This is a genomic window from Cohnella endophytica (assembly GCF_003628305.1).
GTDB lineage: Bacteria > Bacillota > Bacilli > Paenibacillales > Paenibacillaceae > Cohnella > Cohnella endophytica.
In genome coordinates, this window is record NZ_RBZM01000005.1 from 369607 (window position 1) to 386764 (window position 17158).

A 17158-nucleotide genomic window follows, 5' to 3' on the forward strand; every position below is an offset into this window, starting at 1 on the left:
AAACGGGGTAGTCACGAAACCTAGATTCTGTAGCTTGTACGGATGACGCGGGATTTCGAGGCTACGCCGTTTTTTTTGAAGAGAGGAAAGGAGGGACGACGGAACGGTATAGCGGTGGAGAAACGATACTGAATTCGAAGAAGCAAAGGAGAATTGAAATGCTGAAGAAGGGAATCGGTTTGTTCGTTACCGCATTACTGGTCGTATCGTTGTTGCTCGGTCCTGCCGCATCTCCGCGAACGGCTGAAGCTGCGCCCGCTTTCGCCAAAGGAGCCGACATCAGCTGGGTGGCCGGGATGGAAGCGCAAGGCACCAAGTGGAAAGACAAGAACGGCGTGCAACGGGATATCCTCGACATCCTGAAGAATGACTACCAGATCAATTCCGTAAGAATTCGCGTATTCGTCAATCCATCCAGCGATTACGGGAACGGGTATATGAACAAGGATCGCGCCGCGGCGTTGGCCTTGCGTGCCAAGAATGCGGGCATGAGCGTCATGCTCACGCTGCATTATAGCGATTCATGGGCAGACCCCGGTAAGCAAACGAAGCCGGCCGCTTGGAAAAACTATACGTTCCAGCAATTGATGGATGCCGTTTATAACTATACGAGAGACGTCATGACCGCAATGCAGGGCAAGGGCGTTACGCCGGACTGGGTACAGATCGGTAACGAAACGAACAACGGCATGCTCTGGGATGACGGCAAAGCGTCGCTCAGTATGCAGAATTACGCGTGGCTCGTTAATACGGGCAATAACGCGGTCAAATCGATTTTCAGCGGAACGAAAACGATCGTACATCTGTCCAACGGGTATGACAACTCTTTGTTCGTCTGGAATATCGGAGGACTGATCAGCAACGGAGCGACCTTCGATATCATCGGCATGTCGCTCTATCCGACCAGTTCCGATTGGTCGACGAAAGTCACCCAAACGATCAGCAATGCGAACAACATGATCTCCAGATATGGCAAAAGCGTCATGATCACCGAAATCGGCATGGATTACAATCAGCCTGCCGCCGCGAAGAGCTTCGTCTCCGATATCAAGACGAAGATCCGGAATATATCCGGGGGTAAAGGCCTGGGCGTCTTCTATTGGGAACCAGAAGCGACGCCGGGGTATAACGGAGGCTACAACATGGGAGCTTGGCAAGCGGACATGAAGCCGACGATCGCGCTGGAAGGGTTCTTGAACTGATCTATCCTTATAAGGTTTGATTGAAAGACCAAAGAGACGCAGCGGCAGCCGTAAGACTTGTAAATGAAGTCTTAGACTGACGCTGCGTCTTTGTTGCGTTATCTTATCTAGTCATTAAAAAGTAACGGCACCGAGCACATTGCCGTCCGGGTCGGCAAAGTCGAAGAACTTCATCCCTTCGCCCTCATGAATATCGGACACCCAGACGTTACTTTCCTTCAACATTCGATGCATTTCTTCGACGTCGGAGACGTAGAAATTAAACGGAATATGTTTCTGCTCCGGGATTGCTTCGCATTTGTAAATCGTTAGCCCGCATTGAAGCGGACCTTCTTGATCGAACCGAAATCCGACATACTGGCCGTCATTGGAGCGATATACGATTCGAAATTGAAACATTTTCAGGTACCATTCTTCCGATTTGCCCACATTGGTTACGGGAACAAACACGGTATCGATGCGGCTTACGTTTTTCATATGGCTACTCCCCTTAAGTCAGCTTTTAACTTCCACGCCTTTCAAGCGTCCGATGAACGCGCACGACCTCGTTCACATCCTTTCAATTATTTTATCCTCTCGATCGAATAAACGGGAGATTCGAATAAAACCAAACAATAACTTGAAATTAATTCGATACGATCCTGAACAAGTTGCCGTCGGGATCTCTGAACGTAAAATGCAATCGCGTATCCAATGTCCGAAAGTGGGTAAGAAGAATTCCTTCTTGGGTTAACCCGAGATAGGAACGGTAGATAGCGATAGGGTCGCGTCTGCGAAAAGCGTCAACCAACGCATCCATATCCATCGGGTAATTCTTAACCTTACTCCTACTCGTTGCCGGTTGATCAGAGAGGTCAAACTGCGCCAATTGCTTGAGCTTCATACGCGCACGCCCTAACGTTACTTGAACGGTGGACTCCCTCATTCGCACGAATTCCGCGGTTTCTTTTGCAGTAAAGTCAAACACGTCCATCAGCAATAGGAGAACGGCCATTATGGGCGGCAGACGTTCCGCGAGTTGCTCCAACAACTCCCGGCTGGACAACAAACCATCCGAAGCCGCCTCTTCATGGCTTTGACCATAAGGCACGGTGCGGATTGTTTGTTTCCTCTGAACGTCAATCCAAGCATTCATCGCAATTCGATAAAGGAATGCCCTGGTTATGGGCCTATCCGGCTTTGCGCGGACAGCCTCTAGCAATTTAATCATGGCTTCCTGAGTCAAATCCTCGGCATCCCACCGGTTTCCGGTAATACGAATGCTGTATTGAAATAAGATAGGTTTCCAGTTCATGTCCATGTCTATTTATTTCTATAAATAATCGTCTCAATCCTGTTTTTAACATTTCTGCCCAATTCATTTCTATCCTCGCATCGGCATACTCTCTACAGATAAACAGGAGGTGGGTTAAGATCATCACGATTTCTGACGAGCAGACAACCGTGGATACTACCTCATGGTCCCCTGTTGCAATCAAAATTTATGAGCTGAAAAAGAAAAGTTCAGTCGCCTACTCTTATCCGTCCGTTCAGTACTTGCGGTTCGAAATGGCACTAAGGGCCGCCATCGTTGCCGCCGCCGATACTTTAAGCAATAGCGGATTGAGGTTTGCAAACTTCGATAAGGCCCAGTGCAACGAGCGACTGTGGAAATTAACGGATGAAGGCGGATTTCGGATCAAGGACGACAGTACGCCCGCTGCGGGAATCCGGGATATTTTCGCGAACGGCAGCAAATACGCCACCGAATGCTCGACCGCCTCCGTAATCGTTCTATATAAGGGAGTGCTCGATTCGATCCGCGAGACCGATTTCAACAATCTCTTCTCCGGTTTGCTTCTTTATGACTGGGAAACCGACGATAATTTGGGGTTAAACACGCAAACGGGAATTAAGGATTCATACCCAGGTGACCTTCTTTATTTCAACAATCCCGATTTCTCCCCCGATACGCCGGAGTGGCGTGGCGAGAATGTGGTCAAGATCGGGGATGACAGCTACTATGGACACCCTTTCGGCATCGTGCCGGCAAAAAAGATCATTCACGGCTTAAACCAAAACCGCCGTCCCGGCAGCAACCAATCGGCCTACCTCACGGAAGACGTCACTCAGCCGGGTTATTTGTATCTCTCAAAGTTTGCGCCTGACGCGAGGTCGATTATTTTCGCGCGGATAGGTATTCAATTTTTCATAGACTAGTTGTTTGTCTCGAAGCTTGCGATAAGTGCGGAAATGTTGCAAATGCATCCTATCTCTCCGCTTGGGAAACGCGTATAATAAAATCATTTAAGCAAGAGGTTGTTCCTGATTACAGGGCAACCTCTTTCCTGCTTTTCCTAATACGAAACGGAGACGATCCTTAAGATGCCGAAAATCAATCTGTTCACCAAAATCGTCCTTATTTTCGTCGTTATGCTGCTGCCGATCATGGGGCTTTATTTTTTCTCCAACCGGACGAGCACCGAAGTGTTGCGGGACGAGCTGAACGACTCGAACGCGAATAGGCTATTGTTCTTCCAGAACCAGGTGAACGTCAACATCGAATCGATCTCCTTGTGGCCGAATTTATTGATCCACGACCCGGATATTTCCGATCTGCGGGATACGTTCGAGAGTCCCGGACCTTCGTTGACGTTGGATATGATCACGTTAATCAACCGGATTCAGCGCAAGCTCAGCATTCAAGAAAATTCCTCGAACTGGCAGAGCTCGCTTTATATTTATTCGCCGATCCTGAATCGGGTCGTGTCCTCGAACGCCGTGAAAGCTTACGACGATGCCGAGCTTAAGCGCCGGATGAAACAAGGCTGGCAGGTGCAAGGGGACGGCAAGGGGCAATACATTTTCTCAATGTTCTCGGTCGCTCCGTTCAGCTCCTTTAACCGGCCTCAGGAGTCCAATCTCATTATCGAAGTACGATTCGGCAGCCGGAATATCGTCGATATGCTCGACAAGTTCAAGAGCGACGGCAGGCGCAATCCGTTCTTCTATAAGAAGGATACCGGGGTAATCTACAACAGCTCGGCTAATCGCGCCGTCGCGGAAGAGCTTGTCGTCCAACTCGAAGAGGAGCATGCGATGGACGTCGTCAATCAGACCGTCAAGCTGAACGGAGTTAATTACTTGGTAAATACGCAACATTCCGATACGACGGAATGGTACTTGATCGACTATATTCCGCTATCCGACGTCATCGGGCCGATCGTGCAGACGAACCGGATGTTTTACTTCACTGTCGGCTCCTTGCTGCTCATGAGCTTCGTGCTCGCATACGTCTTGTATGCGCAGGTGCAATCGCCGCTTAAACAACTCGTCGGCAGTTTCCAGAAGCTGAAGTACGAGGATTACTCCGTACGACTGAAGCCGAAGGGCAACAACGAATTCAGCTTCGTGTTCATGCGCTTCAACTCCATGGTCGTACAAATCCAGGAGCTGTTCGAGAAGGTATACCTGGAGCAGATTCACGTGAGGGAAGCGAGGCTGAAACAGCTCCAATCGCAGATAAACCCGCACTTTTTCTATAATTGCTTCTCTTTCATCTCCAGCATGGCCAAAATGAAAAATCACGAAGCGGTCGTGGCGATGTCCCAGAATTTGTCCAGCTATTACCGATATACGACGAGGCAGGAGCGGGATTTCGTGTCCTTATCCGACGAACTGGATTTCGTCGGCAGCTATCTTGAAATTCAGAAGCTGAGAAGAAACCGGCTCGATTTCACGGTGGAGCTTCCTCCAAGGCTCAGGAAAATCGAAATACCGCCGCTCGTCATTCAGCCGCTCGTCGAGAACGCGGTGCTGCACGGAATCGAGGAGAAGTCGGGAGAAGGAATTATCCAGATCGGGGTCTCCGAGGAGGAGGGCTGGTTTCGAATCGTCGTGGAGGATAACGGCAAAGGATTAAACGAAGAAGGCCGCATAAATCTCGCGCGCGAGTTGGAAGAACCGATGAGCGAGAAAACGGGCTGCGGATTATGGAACGTGAACCAAAGGTTGCAGCTTAGATACGGCGAGGGAGCGGGGATCGAGATCGGCCCATCCGAGCTGGGAGGCTTGCGGGTCGTCTTGAATTGGCGCCACCAGAGCTCGAACAACCAAGAGAAGGAGGAACCGGCATGATTGAAATATTGCTCGTGGATGACGAATCCTACGTCACGGAAAGCTTGGCGATGACGATCCCGTGGGAGCAATTGAATATGCGCGCCGTCTATCGGGCTTCCTCGGGAGCCGAAGCGTTGCGCATTCTGGAGGAACAGGAGATCGATATTCTGGTGACGGATATTCGGATGCCCGAGATGGACGGGCTCGAGCTCGTCCAGACGGTCGCCAAACGTTGGCCGAACGTTCGCAGCCTGCTCCTGACGGGACACTCCGACTTCGAATACGCGAAGCGGGCGATTCAACTGCAAGTGTTCGACTATATTTTGAAGCCGGTGAACGACAACGAGTTCATGACCAGCGTCGCCAACGCGATCGATTCTTTGCGCGACGAATGGGAGGATTCCGAAGAGCGGCATCGGATCCTCTACGAGTTGAAGTCCGATCGTTCTCAGCTGAAAGATAATCTGATGCGCGACTTGACGCTCGGAAAGCAAGGCTCTCGAAGCACGATCGAGAGAAAGCTCGAGCAATACGAAATTCCGCTGAAGGTCGGCGATATGGCGTTCATGATGCTCGTCCAGCTTGGGAAGCAATTCAGAGACTACGACGCGCACTCTTTCTCGTTGATGGAATACGCGGTCGGCAATATCGCCGAAGAGGTGTTTGCTTCCAAGTATCGGATCTGGCATAGCAAAGCCCCTCACGATTGCCTGGTGCTTCTTGCCACGCTACGGGAGGAAGTGGCGGCATCCGGTGCCGGAGGGGACATTCCGACGAAAGCGCAGCTAGAACCTTTCGTGAACGACTTCCACCATCAAGTGCGCACTTTTCTCAAAGGGGACATCTCGACCGTGGTTACTCACTGGTTCGTGTTTCCGGAGGAACTGAGTTCCGCCTATCGAAGCGCGTTGACGACGGCATTCCAGCACGGCAAAAGCCATCTTCCGGCAGCGGCCATCTATCAGGAGAATCTGACGGCCGAGCAAGTGTCGGTCAAGTCGCTGGAAAGCCTCTACCGTCCGCCGACGCTCATTCATCTTCTTGAATCGAAGCAATGGGAGGCGGCCAGGGACAAGATCAACGAGGTATTCGATTCGCTCGACAAAATGTCCGTGTCGCGGGAGCATCTTTACGAAGCTTTGCTGTCCATGACGAACGCGTATTTATATATCGCTCACAAGCAAGGCGTATTCATACACCAGATCAACGAGGCGGGATTGGATCCGCTGCTCGACCCGTCATCCGTCCATTCGACGGATAAGCTGAGGGCATGGGCGACGGATATGCTGGATAAGCTGATGCAGGAGCTATCGGAGAACGATCACTATACGAAGAGCCACATCGTGAAGCAAGTGCAGGAGCTAGTCATGGGCGACTCGGGACAAGAGACTTCGGTGAAGACGATCGCTGACAAGGTGTTCCTTCATCCCGTTTATTTGTCGAAAATCTATAAAATCGAGACGGGCGAGAGCCTTGGAGACTATATAATCCGTATTCGGATGGAGAAAGCCTTGTATTTGCTCAAGCATTCGAACAAGAAAATTTACGAGATTACGACAGAGCTCGGCTACCAGAATCCGCAATATTTCAGCAAAATGTTCAAAAAGCACTACGGAATGACGCCGAACGAATTCCGCGATCAATAACAGGTTGGCAAAGGTGCAGAAATGTTGGATGTGCGACATAGGCCGGGTACGGGCACTCCCCTATAATGAACCGTGAAGGCATTATACACAACCTTGAGGGGGAAAAATATGAAAGCCCATACGCGCAAAGGATGGATGCTCGCGCTTACGTTCGCTCTCGTCGCGACGTTCGCTTCCGCATGCTCCAGCAACAACGGCAACAAAAACGCGGCTTCGCCTAGCGCCAGCGCTCCCGCAAGCGCTTCCGCATCGGAATCGGGAACCGAAGAATCCACAAGTCCTTATAAAGAGAAATATGATCCGCCGGTCGAGATTTCGACCGTCTGGGGCGTCGATCCGGCGTTGAAATTCAAGAACGGCGAGACGATCGAGAACAACGTTTCCACGAAGTGGGCGCTCGATACGCTCGGCATCAAGATCAATTCGCTTTGGTCCGTTACGGATACGAACAACGCCTTCGTAACGAAAATGCGGTTGTCGATGTCTTCCGGCCAGAAAATGCCGGACACGGTCACGATCGGCGATGCGCAATTGGCGCAAGACTTGATCGACACGGGAATGTTCCAAGATGTCGGCGAATTGTTCGACAAATACGCGAACGACACTTGGAAAAAGGCGATGGAGCTCGATCCCGGAGTATGGAATCCCTACATGCGCGACGGCAAGAAAATGGGTATACCGGTACTCGACTACGCCTACAACCACGATTACCTGCTCTGGATTCGCCAAGATTGGCTCGACAAGCTGAACCTGGAAGGACCTAAGACGCTCGCGGATCTAGAGAAGATCATGGATGCGTTCAAGAACCAGAATCCGGACGGCTTGAAGCCGGACAAAGTCGTACCGTTGTCCATCGGCTTCAAGACGACGATGAACACCTGGATGGGCGATCCGTCTTGGATCTTCGGAGCTTACGGCACGGTTCCGGGTCAATGGAACGTAGCCGCGGACGGAAGCTTGGAGTGGGGTTCCATCAATCCTGCGTCGAAGCAAGCGCTCGAGACGATCAAACTATGGCGCGACAAAGGTTATATCCCGGCGGAAGCCGCGTTATGGGATGAGAACAAGACGTCCGAGCCTGCGGTTGCGGGTACGGCGGGTATCATTCCTGGACCTTATTGGATGAGCGGATGGCCGCTTCTCGATACGGCGAAAAACGTACCAACGGCAGTATGGAAGCCTTACGCAATCCCGACGGGTCCGGACGGCAAAGCTGGACGTCACGGTACGAACTTCACTTCGGGAGTTACGTTGATCAACAAAGACATGAAAAATCCGGAAGCGCTGTTCACGTATCAGAACTACCTGTTCGAGCACCTGGCCGATCCGGCCAAGGGCAGTCAGTGGGATCTCGGCGTGTTCAAAGGATACGATTACGATCTAGACGCAAGCGGCAACCCGGTTTACTTGGATAAAATTCCGGGCGGGGAAGTTAACATTAACCGCTATTGGTTAGTCAAAGACGGCGCCCGCATTCCGGATGCCCAGATGAAGTCCCTTCTCGCGCTGGCGGACGGCAAAGAGCCTGAAACACGCCTAGAGAAAGAAGTGAAGAACAACTACGGACCGGAAACGCCGGCAGCGGCCAAAGTCCTGTTGTCCCAACCGGGCATTAGCATCAGCGACATGTTCACGGGTCCATCGACGCCTACGATGTCTTCGAAACAGGATTATTTGAAGAAAATCGAGCTTCAAGCGTACAACGAAATTATCTACGGCAAAAAAGGCGTGGACGAATTCGATAAATTCGTCGCCAATTGGAAGTCCTCCGGCGGCGATCAGATTACGAAGGAAGTCAACGACTGGTACGCGACGACGAAGTAATAATGAGCACAGGGGCAGCCGGTTTCCGGCTGCCTTTTTGCCATGTCCGCGCGCGACCCGTTAACCATCCGCAAAGAGGTTGCAATAATGCCATCAATGTTGGGTTTGTTGGATACTGCGCCGAAAGTGGCTTTGCTATAATTCGTCTATATTGCATAAGGAGGCATCATAATGGGTTATCTCAGACGGACTTGGCCATTCCACCTTATGGTTTTGCCGGCGCTTGTATTTCTGATCGTATTCAACTTCTTGCCGATGGCCGGCGTTACGATGGCCTTCATGGATTATAAGCCATGGCTTGGATTCAGCAAATCGGCTTGGATCGGCTTGGACCACTTCCGCGCGTTATTCGAGAGGGAAGATAGCATTCAAGTCATCATGAATACGTTTATCATCGCGGTCAGCAAGATCGTGTTCAACCTAGCCGTACCTTTCACGTTCGCGATTCTGCTTAACGAAGTGCGTCAACGTTTTCTCAATCGTTCCATTCAAACGCTCGTATACTTGCCCCATTTTCTATCGTGGGTCATTCTAGGCGGCATTCTCGTGAATTTCTTGTCGACGGACGGAGGGCTCGTCAACCGCGTCTTAGGCAGCTTCGGCATCGGCCCGATCCCGTTCCTGATGGACGGCGATTGGTTCCGGGTCACGATCGTGGCTTCGGAGGTATGGAAGGAGTTCGGATACAGCACGATCGTATTCCTTGCGGCGTTAGCGGGCATCAACCCTTCTCTGTACGAGGCGGCAGAAGTGGACGGGGCGTCCAGATGGAAGCAAACGAGGTACATTACGATTCCATCGCTCGTTCCGATGGCGATCGTCGTGGGAACATTGTCGCTAGGCAACATCCTGAACGCGGGTTTCGACCAAATATTCAACCTGTATAACTCCCTCGTCTATGACAAAGGGGACATTATCGATACGTTCGTGTACCGAACCGCCATCAATGACGGAAATTTCGGTTTCGCGACCGCGGTAGGTCTTTTCAAATCGGTCATCAGCATGATCCTGATCGTCATCTCGTACCGGTTGGCCTACAAATGGGCGAATTACCGAGTTTTCTAAAGAAGGAGGAATCGAGACATGTATCACAAAACGGCATCCTACCGGGTTTTTAACGTAATCAACACGACGATCTTGCTCCTCCTTGCCCTAATGTGCATCGTACCGTTAGTGCACGTATTCGCCGTCTCGTTCAGCGCGAAAGCGGCGGCGGACGGCAACCTTGTGGGCTTATGGCCGGTAAATTTCTCGGTTGAAGCTTATAAGAAGACAATCGACAATCCCGTGTTCCTAGGTTCGTTGTTGATCGCGGTCAAACGGACCGTAATCGGCACGCTTCTCATTTTGTTCGTCGCTTGTCTAGCGGCGTACGCCTTATCCAAAGAAAACGTGCAGTTCAAAGGCCGTTCCATCTATGCCTGGCTTTTCATCTTCACGATGATCTTCAACGGAGGTCTCATTCCGTTCTATATCGTCATTCAGAAGCTTCATCTCATGGACTCGTTCTGGGTACTCATCTTGCCGGGCGCAGTCAACGTATGGCTTACGATCCTGCTCATGAACTTCTTCCGGGGCATTCCGAAGGAGCTTGAGGAAGCCGCGTTGATCGACGGGTCCGGGCAATTCGGCATCCTGTTCCGCATCTACTTGCCGTTGTCGCTTCCGGCGCTCGCGACGCTGGGTTTGTTCGCGATGGTGTGGCATTGGAATTCGTGGTTCGACGGCTTGCTATATTTAAGCAAAAAGGAACAATATCCGCTTGCGACGTATTTGCAGACGGTAATCGTCTCGCGGGACTTGAGCTCGATGAGCTTCAGCAAGGAAGAGTTCGATCTGCTTAGTCAGAAAACGATTAACGCGGCGCAGATTTTCATCGGGGCGCTCCCCATTCTGATCGTCTATCCGTTCTTGCAGCGGTTTTTCGTAAAAGGGTTGGTTATGGGTTCGGTTAAGGAATAGAGGGGAGGAACGGGAGAAATGCCAAATCAGTTTCTAAAAGGAATGGATCTTTCGTTCGTCGACGAGATCGAAGCGGGCGGAGGTAGTTATTACGAGAACGGAGAACGTAAAGATATTCTGTCGATCGCGCAAGAGAGCGGCGTTAACTCCGTACGCCTGCGGATCTGGAACGAGCCGGCGGGGGGATTCTGCGACCTAGAACGTACGCTTGCGATGGCGAAGAGAATCAAAGCTTCGGGCATGCACTTCCTGCTGGACTTTCATTATTCGGACCGTTGGGCGGACCCTGCGAACCAATGGAAGCCTAAGGCGTGGGAGGGTTTGGATTTCGATGGCCTGCTGCGGGCGGTTAGCGAGTATACGGTAGTAGTATTATCGGCTCTAAGGGATCAAGGGACTTCGCCCGACATGGTTCAAGTCGGCAATGAGATCACGCCGGGCATGCTGTGGAACGACGGACGAGTGGACGGAGAGCACGACACGGACGAGCAGTGGGGGCGTTTCGCGGCGCTCGTGCAGGTGGGAGTTGCCGCCGTTCGGGAGACGATTCCGGAAAGCGAGGTCATGATCCATATCGACCGGGGCGGAGATTGGCCGTCCACCCGGAAGTTCTTCGAGCGGTTCGAGAACCTCGGCGTCGAATACGATGTCATCGGCCAATCGTTCTATCCTTGGTGGCACGGAACTTTGGAAGATTTGCGGCGCAATCTGAAGGCTACGTCCGAACGGTTCCGCAAGCCGATCGTCGTCGTCGAAACGGCGTACCCATGGACGTTGAACAAGGCCGAGGGCCGGGCATTCATCGTAGAGCGGGAAGATCAGCTGCATGCGGGCTATCCGGCGACGGTCGAAGGACAAGCAGCGTATTTGCGCGATTTTATCGCGATCATCCGGGATACGCCGGACGGAATGGGCGCGGGTTTCCATTGGTGGGAGCCGGCTTGGATTCCTTCGCAAGAGGAATGGTCCGTCGGGCACCCCAACAATTGGTCGAACCTGACGTTATTCGATTACGAAGGCAACAAGCTGGATTCTATGGATGCATGCAAGAGCGAACGATAAGTTTTCACAGCGCCCCCCGATTTAAGGAGGGCGCTTCTTCTTTGATATTGGAGGCTAGCGTAATCGCGACGAACAAGCTTCGCGAGATGAGATTGGCCATGCTCATGACGAGATGGAGCCTGGTATTCTGCAACACGTGATAACCAAGCAGGCCGCCGATGTTGACGATGCCGGAAACATGTATGTTGCCGACGGGAGACAGCTGTTTGTTAACGCCGGCGCCGGGGCGAAGAGGTCCGTCTCCTACGAACACCGTACCGATACCCGAAACCGTGCCAAGGCAGGCGTCGATGGCAATCACGTACGGATCGTCGCAATCGCGGGAGATCTTAGCCAAAGTATCGTCCAAGTTCATAGCATGAACGGGATGCTCCAACGTTCCGTATAGCTCGAACAAGCTTGAGCGATATTTGCTTAACAGCGATCCCGTAAGCGGACCGAGCGAGTCGCCGGTACTTCGGTCTGTGCCGATGCAGACGACGACGATACGCTTGCCGGGAGGCAACGCCTTAATTTGGCCGCTAAGACGATTCGTCAGACGAATCGTGGCGGATGGCTCCGTATATAAAATTTTCAGAGGGGATTCGGGATGAGAAGACATACTGTCACCTCTAGGGTAAGATTCTAATTGAAGATAATGATACAATATGTATCGAAATGATGTTGTCGTATTTTAGCGGGGGACGAATATTTTTTATCACCATTATTCGACAGGTGCGATTAGATAGCCGTTGCTTCCTGTCTCCCTATGAACTAAGATTAACTCGTATTCATAAGAGCCGAGAGCAGACGACTTAGAGGGGTATATCCATGAGCGAGATTAGCTTTAACGACTATAAATTAAGCCAAGAAATCATCCGGGCGCTTAACGGTCTGGGTTACGAGAAGCCAACCGAAGTACAGAGCAAAGTCATTCCGACCGCGTTAGAGAAGAAGGATCTTACCGTGAAGTCCCGAACGGGAAGCGGCAAAACGGCCGCGTTCGGGATACCCGTCTGCGAATTGGTGGAGTGGGAAGAGAACAAGCCGCAGGCGCTTATTCTGACGCCTACGCGAGAACTGGCCGTGCAGGTCAACGAGGATATTACGAATATCGGGAGATTTAAGCGGATTAAAGCGACTTCCCTATATGGAAAGGAGTCCTTCGCGAAACAAACCGCCCAACTGAGGCAAAAAACGCATGTTATCGTAGGCACGCCGGGTCGCGTGATGGATCACATCGACAGGGGGACGCTCGACGTCGAGCAAATTCGTTATTTGGTCATCGACGAAGCGGACGAGATGCTGAATATGGGGTTCATCGAGCAAGTGGAGAAAATCATCAAGACGCTTCCGGCCGAAAGGGTCACCTTATTGTTCTCGGCGACGCTGCCGAAGGACGTGGAGAAGCTCTGTCATTCCATCATGAGGAATCCAGTGGATATCGAGATCGAGTCAAAGGTCGGAGTAACGAATGAGCTGATCGATCACTCCGTAATCGAGGTGAAAGAAGGGGATAAGCCCAAGCTGCTCCTGAATCTGCTCGTCGTCGAGAATCCGGATAGCTGCATTATTTTCGGTAGAACCCAAGAGCAAGTGGACAAGGTTTATCGGCAGTTGGACACCCTTGGTCTAAGATGCGGCAAAATACACGGAGGCATGGAGCAAGATGACCGCTTCAAAATCATGAATGAGTATAGAAAAGGCTTGTTCAGATATTTGATCGCGACGGACGTTGCGGCACGCGGGATCGATATCGATAACATCACGCACGTCATTAACTACGATCTCCCGCAGGATGCCGAAAGCTACGTTCACCGGACCGGCCGGACAGGCCGCGCGGGCAAGGCCGGGAAAGCCATCAGCCTCTCCACTCCGGGAGAAGGAAAATTCCTGTCAAACATCGAAGGTTACGTCGGATTCGAGCTTCCGAGAAGGAAAATGCCTTCTAAGGACGAAGTAGAACTGCGGCAGCCTGCCTTCGAGAAAAAGCTTAGCGTTCAGCCTACGATCAGGAAGGAAAAGAACGAACGGCTTAACAAAGGCATCATGAAGCTATATTTTAACGGCGGGAAAAATAAGAAGCTGAGAGCGGTGGACTTCGTGGGAACTTTAGCCCGAATCGATGGGGTAACCGCGGAGGATATCGGTATCATTACGATTCAGGACAGCGTAACTTTCATAGAAATCTTGAACGGGAAAGGGCCGCATGTCCTGGAGGTCATGAAGAACACTACGGTCAAGGGCAAGCAGTTGAAGGTGCAGGAAGCGAAGGGGAATTAATCGGGGTTCAATGGGAGAGACAATTTCGGAGGTGCGGGAATGAAGAGAGAACCAGCGTTAATAGAAGGAACGATATCCACGCTCGGCGAAGGGCCGGTATGGCTGAAGGACGAGAACATTTATTACTGGGTCGACATTATCGAGAAGCAAATCCGCTTCTATAATCCTCGCACGGGGGATCAGGATCTCATTCAATTAGACCGGATGATCGGCGCAGCCGTTCCTGCCGACGATGGACGATTCGTATGCGCGATGCAGGATGGTTTCTACTTCTTGGACCGTAACACAAAGCAGCTTGCGAAAATCGTAGATCCCGAGAGCGAGTTGCCGGATAACAGGTTTAACGACGGTAAATGCGATTCCTCGGGCCGTTTCTGGGCGGGCACGATGTCGGTCAAGGGCGAGAACGCAGCGGGAGCCTTCTATTGCTTGGAGAAAGACGGTACCGTTCGCAAGATATTCACGGACATAAGCTGTTCTAACGGAGTCGGATGGAGTCCGGATGATCAGGCAATGTATTATATCGATACGGGGACGCATGAGGTCCATCGCATGGATTACGAGGCAAGCTCGGGTAAGCTCGGTCATCGCAAAGCTATCGTAACTATACCCAAGGATCAAGGCGTTCCGGACGGGATGTGCGTGGACGCCGAAGGAATGATCTGGGTTGCCCATTGGGGAGGTTACTGCATTACTCGTTGGAATCCGTCTACGGGCGAGCAATTGGAAAAAATCGAGCTGCCCGTCTCCCAAGTGACTTCCTGCTGCTTCGGCGGGGAACAGCTGGACGAACTGTTCATCACCTCGGCTAGAGAGGGATTAAGCGAGGAACAGCTGAGCAAAGAACCTCTGGCCGGTAGCTGCTTTAAGTATAAACCGGGCGTTCGGGGCTTGCAGGTACACGGTTATAGAACGGTTTGATGAAGGTTACGAGAAAGCGATCGCTCCCATAGGGGGGGCGATCGCTTTTATTATTAGCCCGCCTCTCACGCCGCGGGCGAAGAACTCCCAAGCAAGTCGGATTTATCTACCTTTTGTGTTGTTTTGACGGACTGACATCGCTCTCCGGCGCATGGTACTTTGGAAGTGTAGAGTACGAGAGGAGAGAGTGTCCGTGAGGAAAATGAGACCCGCCGGAATCGCGCAGACGTCGATCGAAGATCGGTTTTGGCAGCCGAGGCAAAGCCTCGTCCGAGATATCGTCGTGCCTTATCAATGGAATGCGTTGAACGATCTCGTGGAGGGAGCCGAACCAAGCGGTACGATCGCTAATTTTCGAGCTGCCGCGGAAGGCAAGGAAGGCGGCCACCACGGCTACGTGTTCCAAGACAGCGACTTGGCGAAATGGCTGGAGACGGTCGGCTTCGTGCTGCAGCAGAAGCGGGACGAGACCTTGGAGAAGCTGGCGGACGAAGCGATCGATCTGATCGGTCGCGCGCAGATGCAAAACGGATATATCGGCACGTATTATCAGCTTCAAAAACCCGGCGAGCAATGGGAAAACGTTCGGGACGACCACGAAATGTACAACGCCGGACATTTCATCGAAGCGGCTGTCGCGTATTACGAGGCGACGGGCAAGCCCAAGGTGCTCGATATATTGTGCAAATTCGCCGATCATATCGTCGCGACGTTCGGGTCGCGGGAAGATCAGCTAGCGGGCTATTGCGGCCATCCGGAAATCGAACTTGCTCTCGTAAAGCTGTATAAACTGACCGGAAAAACGTCTTATTTGGAAATGTCCAAGTTTTTCGTCGAGGAGCGGGGCCAAGATCCCAAATACTTCGATGTCGAGTTGGACGCGAGGCGAGGCAAGGGGAGAAAAGAACGCGTGGACCGGCGTCCGATGAACTATTTTCAGTCGCATGCGCCGATTAGAGAGCAGACGACAGCGGATGGACACGCCGTTCGCGCCGTCTATTTATTCGCCGGAGCGACGGATATCGCCGACGAATACGGTGACGAATCGCTGCTCGCGGCCGTCAAAAAACTATGGGACAATGTCGTTCAGAGCAGAATGTACATAACGGGGGGCATAGGTTCTTCGGATTATTACGAGGCGTTTTCTTTCGATTACGATTTGCCGAATGAACGAGCTTACGCGGAGACTTGCGCCTCGATCGGCTTGCTGAATTGGGGACACCGCTTATTGCAAATCGAAGGAGATTCGCGGTATGCCGACGTCATGGAAAGGATTTTGTACAACGGCTTGCTAAGCGGTATATCGCTTGACGGTCGAAGCTATTTTTACGTCAATCCGCTTGAGGTTTGGCCGGTCATCAGCGGGCAGAGAGATGACATTCCGGGGGCGAAGACGCGCCGTCAGCCTTGGTTCGGTTGCGCTTGTTGTCCGCCGAACATCGCGAGGTTTATCGCATCCCTCGGGAACTATATCTATTCGACGAATGAAGAAGAATTGTACGTTCATCTCTACATCGGAAGCCGAACGGCGCAGCAGTTCAACGGGAAGAAAATAGCCGTTCATCAACAAACGGATTATCCATGGAAGGGAAGCGTCAGCATCGATGTCCAAATGGAAAGTTCGACGGAATTCACGCTTGCTCTTCGGTTGCCGGCTTGGTCTCGAGAGACGTCCGTTCGGTTAAACGGAACCACAATCGATGCAGTCGCAGCGGATGGGAAGGGATATATCAAAATCCGGCGAGTATGGAATGAAGGCGACCGAGTGGAGCTCGTCATGGATATGAGCGCCGAATTGATCAGGTCGCATCCCGAGCTACGGGAAGCCAACGGCAAAGTGGCGGTTCAGCGCGGTCCGGTCGTCTATTGTTTGGAAGAAGCCGACAACGGCGCTAATCTTCGCGACTTGCAGTTGTCCTCGGACGCGGCATTTAACGGACAATTCGATGCGGATCTGCTTGGAGGCATTTACGTCATCGAGTCGAAAGATGCTTGGAGAACGGAGCTTGCGGGTATTTCTTCCGATTTATACACGACGAGGCGTTTCGAAAAAACAAAAACGAAAGTCCGATTAATTCCTTATTATGCTTGGGCTAATCGCGAGGAAGGCGAAATGGCGGTATGGATCCGGGAACGCGATTGCTGAATTCGACTTATCCCTAATTCGGAAGGGGCACGGGC

Annotated in this window: 14 protein-coding genes; 11 read left to right on the top strand and 3 right to left on the bottom strand. The window is 51.9% G+C overall.

Annotated features, from left to right (window positions below; genetic code table 11):
- Positions 1–161 precede the first annotated feature (161 nt).
- Positions 162–1202, top strand: a complete 1041-nt coding sequence (locus tag D7Z26_RS11875) for a glycoside hydrolase family 53 protein (RefSeq protein WP_407643513.1) — start codon at positions 162–164, stop codon at positions 1200–1202.
- A gap of 114 nt (positions 1203–1316) precedes the next feature.
- On the opposite strand, the gene D7Z26_RS11880 is transcribed toward D7Z26_RS11875, so the two are convergent.
- Entirely contained in the window at positions 1317–1679 is a 363-nt protein-coding gene (locus tag D7Z26_RS11880) for a VOC family protein (protein WP_120977148.1), read from the bottom strand.
- Between the two features lie 148 nt (positions 1680–1827).
- A complete protein-coding gene (locus tag D7Z26_RS11885) occupies positions 1828–2502 on the bottom strand; it encodes an RNA polymerase sigma factor (RefSeq protein ID WP_199731695.1) in 675 nt (224 codons plus the stop codon).
- Positions 2503–2624: 122 nt separating this feature from the next.
- Between D7Z26_RS11885 and D7Z26_RS11890 the strand changes: the two genes are divergently transcribed.
- From D7Z26_RS11890 to D7Z26_RS11920, 7 genes are all read left to right on the top strand, one after another.
- Entirely contained in the window at positions 2625–3401 is a 777-nt protein-coding gene (locus tag D7Z26_RS11890) for a protein-glutamine gamma-glutamyltransferase (RefSeq protein ID WP_325050454.1), read from the top strand.
- 165 nt (positions 3402–3566) lie between these two features.
- The gene (locus D7Z26_RS11895; protein ID WP_120977152.1) at positions 3567–5318 is read left to right on the top strand and encodes a sensor histidine kinase; all 1752 of its coding nucleotides are present in this window, start codon (positions 3567–3569) and stop codon (positions 5316–5318) included.
- Positions 5315–6946, top strand: a complete 1632-nt coding sequence (locus D7Z26_RS11900) for a response regulator (RefSeq protein WP_120977154.1) — start codon at positions 5315–5317, stop codon at positions 6944–6946. The genes D7Z26_RS11895 and D7Z26_RS11900 overlap by 4 nt, the downstream gene beginning before the upstream one ends.
- A 108-nt stretch (positions 6947–7054) precedes the next feature.
- Positions 7055–8770, top strand: coding sequence for a type 2 periplasmic-binding domain-containing protein (locus tag D7Z26_RS11905; protein WP_120977156.1), 1716 nt, complete (start codon positions 7055–7057; stop codon positions 8768–8770).
- 171 nt (positions 8771–8941) lie between these two features.
- Positions 8942–9835 carry an ABC transporter permease gene (locus D7Z26_RS11910; RefSeq protein ID WP_120977158.1) on the top strand — a complete coding sequence of 298 codons (894 nt, stop codon included), beginning with the start codon at positions 8942–8944 and terminating at the stop codon, positions 9833–9835.
- 18 nt (positions 9836–9853) lie between these two features.
- A complete protein-coding gene (locus D7Z26_RS11915; RefSeq protein WP_120977160.1) occupies positions 9854–10732 on the top strand; it encodes a carbohydrate ABC transporter permease in 879 nt (292 codons plus the stop codon).
- 18 nt (positions 10733–10750) lie between these two features.
- Positions 10751–11794, top strand: a complete 1044-nt coding sequence (locus D7Z26_RS11920) for a glycoside hydrolase family 53 protein (RefSeq protein ID WP_120977162.1) — start codon at positions 10751–10753, stop codon at positions 11792–11794.
- A gap of 4 nt (positions 11795–11798) precedes the next feature.
- On the opposite strand, the gene yyaC is transcribed toward D7Z26_RS11920, so the two are convergent.
- On the bottom strand, positions 11799–12395 hold the full coding sequence (gene yyaC / locus D7Z26_RS11925) for a spore protease YyaC (protein ID WP_120977164.1): 597 nt from the start codon (positions 12393–12395) through the stop codon (positions 11799–11801).
- A gap of 209 nt (positions 12396–12604) precedes the next feature.
- On the opposite strand from yyaC, the gene D7Z26_RS11930 reads away from it, so the two are divergent.
- The 3 genes from D7Z26_RS11930 to D7Z26_RS11940 all read left to right on the top strand — a co-directional run bounded on the left by D7Z26_RS11930 (position 12605) and on the right by D7Z26_RS11940 (position 17123).
- Positions 12605–14056, top strand: coding sequence for a DEAD/DEAH box helicase (locus tag D7Z26_RS11930; protein WP_120977166.1), 1452 nt, complete (start codon positions 12605–12607; stop codon positions 14054–14056).
- 39 nt (positions 14057–14095) lie between these two features.
- Positions 14096–14977: an SMP-30/gluconolactonase/LRE family protein gene (locus D7Z26_RS11935; RefSeq protein ID WP_120977168.1), complete on the top strand. Its 882-nt coding sequence runs from the start codon at positions 14096–14098 to the stop codon at positions 14975–14977.
- A 202-nt stretch (positions 14978–15179) separates the two neighbouring features.
- A complete protein-coding gene (locus D7Z26_RS11940; RefSeq protein ID WP_120977591.1) occupies positions 15180–17123 on the top strand; it encodes a glycoside hydrolase family 127 protein in 1944 nt (647 codons plus the stop codon).
- Positions 17124–17158: the final 35 nt, after the last annotated feature.

Bases quoted from the DNA above. Each gene is read 5' to 3' on its own strand.
- D7Z26_RS11880 (WP_120977148.1), bottom strand. From the start codon at position 1,679: ATGAAAAACGTAAGCCGCATCGATACCGTGTTTGTTCCCGTAACCAAT.
- D7Z26_RS11885 (WP_199731695.1), bottom strand. From the start codon at position 2,502: ATGGACATGAACTGGAAACCTATCTTATTTCAATACAGCATTCGTATT.
- D7Z26_RS11895 (WP_120977152.1), top strand. From the start codon at position 3,567: ATGCCGAAAATCAATCTGTTCACCAAAATCGTCCTTATTTTCGTCGTT.
- D7Z26_RS11900 (WP_120977154.1), top strand. From the start codon at position 5,315: ATGATTGAAATATTGCTCGTGGATGACGAATCCTACGTCACGGAAAGC.
- D7Z26_RS11905 (WP_120977156.1), top strand. From the start codon at position 7,055: ATGAAAGCCCATACGCGCAAAGGATGGATGCTCGCGCTTACGTTCGCT.
- D7Z26_RS11910 (WP_120977158.1), top strand. From the start codon at position 8,942: ATGGGTTATCTCAGACGGACTTGGCCATTCCACCTTATGGTTTTGCCG.
- D7Z26_RS11915 (WP_120977160.1), top strand. From the start codon at position 9,854: ATGTATCACAAAACGGCATCCTACCGGGTTTTTAACGTAATCAACACG.
- D7Z26_RS11920 (WP_120977162.1), top strand. From the start codon at position 10,751: ATGCCAAATCAGTTTCTAAAAGGAATGGATCTTTCGTTCGTCGACGAG.
- yyaC (WP_120977164.1), bottom strand. From the start codon at position 12,395: ATGTCTTCTCATCCCGAATCCCCTCTGAAAATTTTATATACGGAGCCA.
- D7Z26_RS11930 (WP_120977166.1), top strand. From the start codon at position 12,605: ATGAGCGAGATTAGCTTTAACGACTATAAATTAAGCCAAGAAATCATC.
- D7Z26_RS11935 (WP_120977168.1), top strand. From the start codon at position 14,096: ATGAAGAGAGAACCAGCGTTAATAGAAGGAACGATATCCACGCTCGGC.
- D7Z26_RS11940 (WP_120977591.1), top strand. From the start codon at position 15,180: ATGAGACCCGCCGGAATCGCGCAGACGTCGATCGAAGATCGGTTTTGG.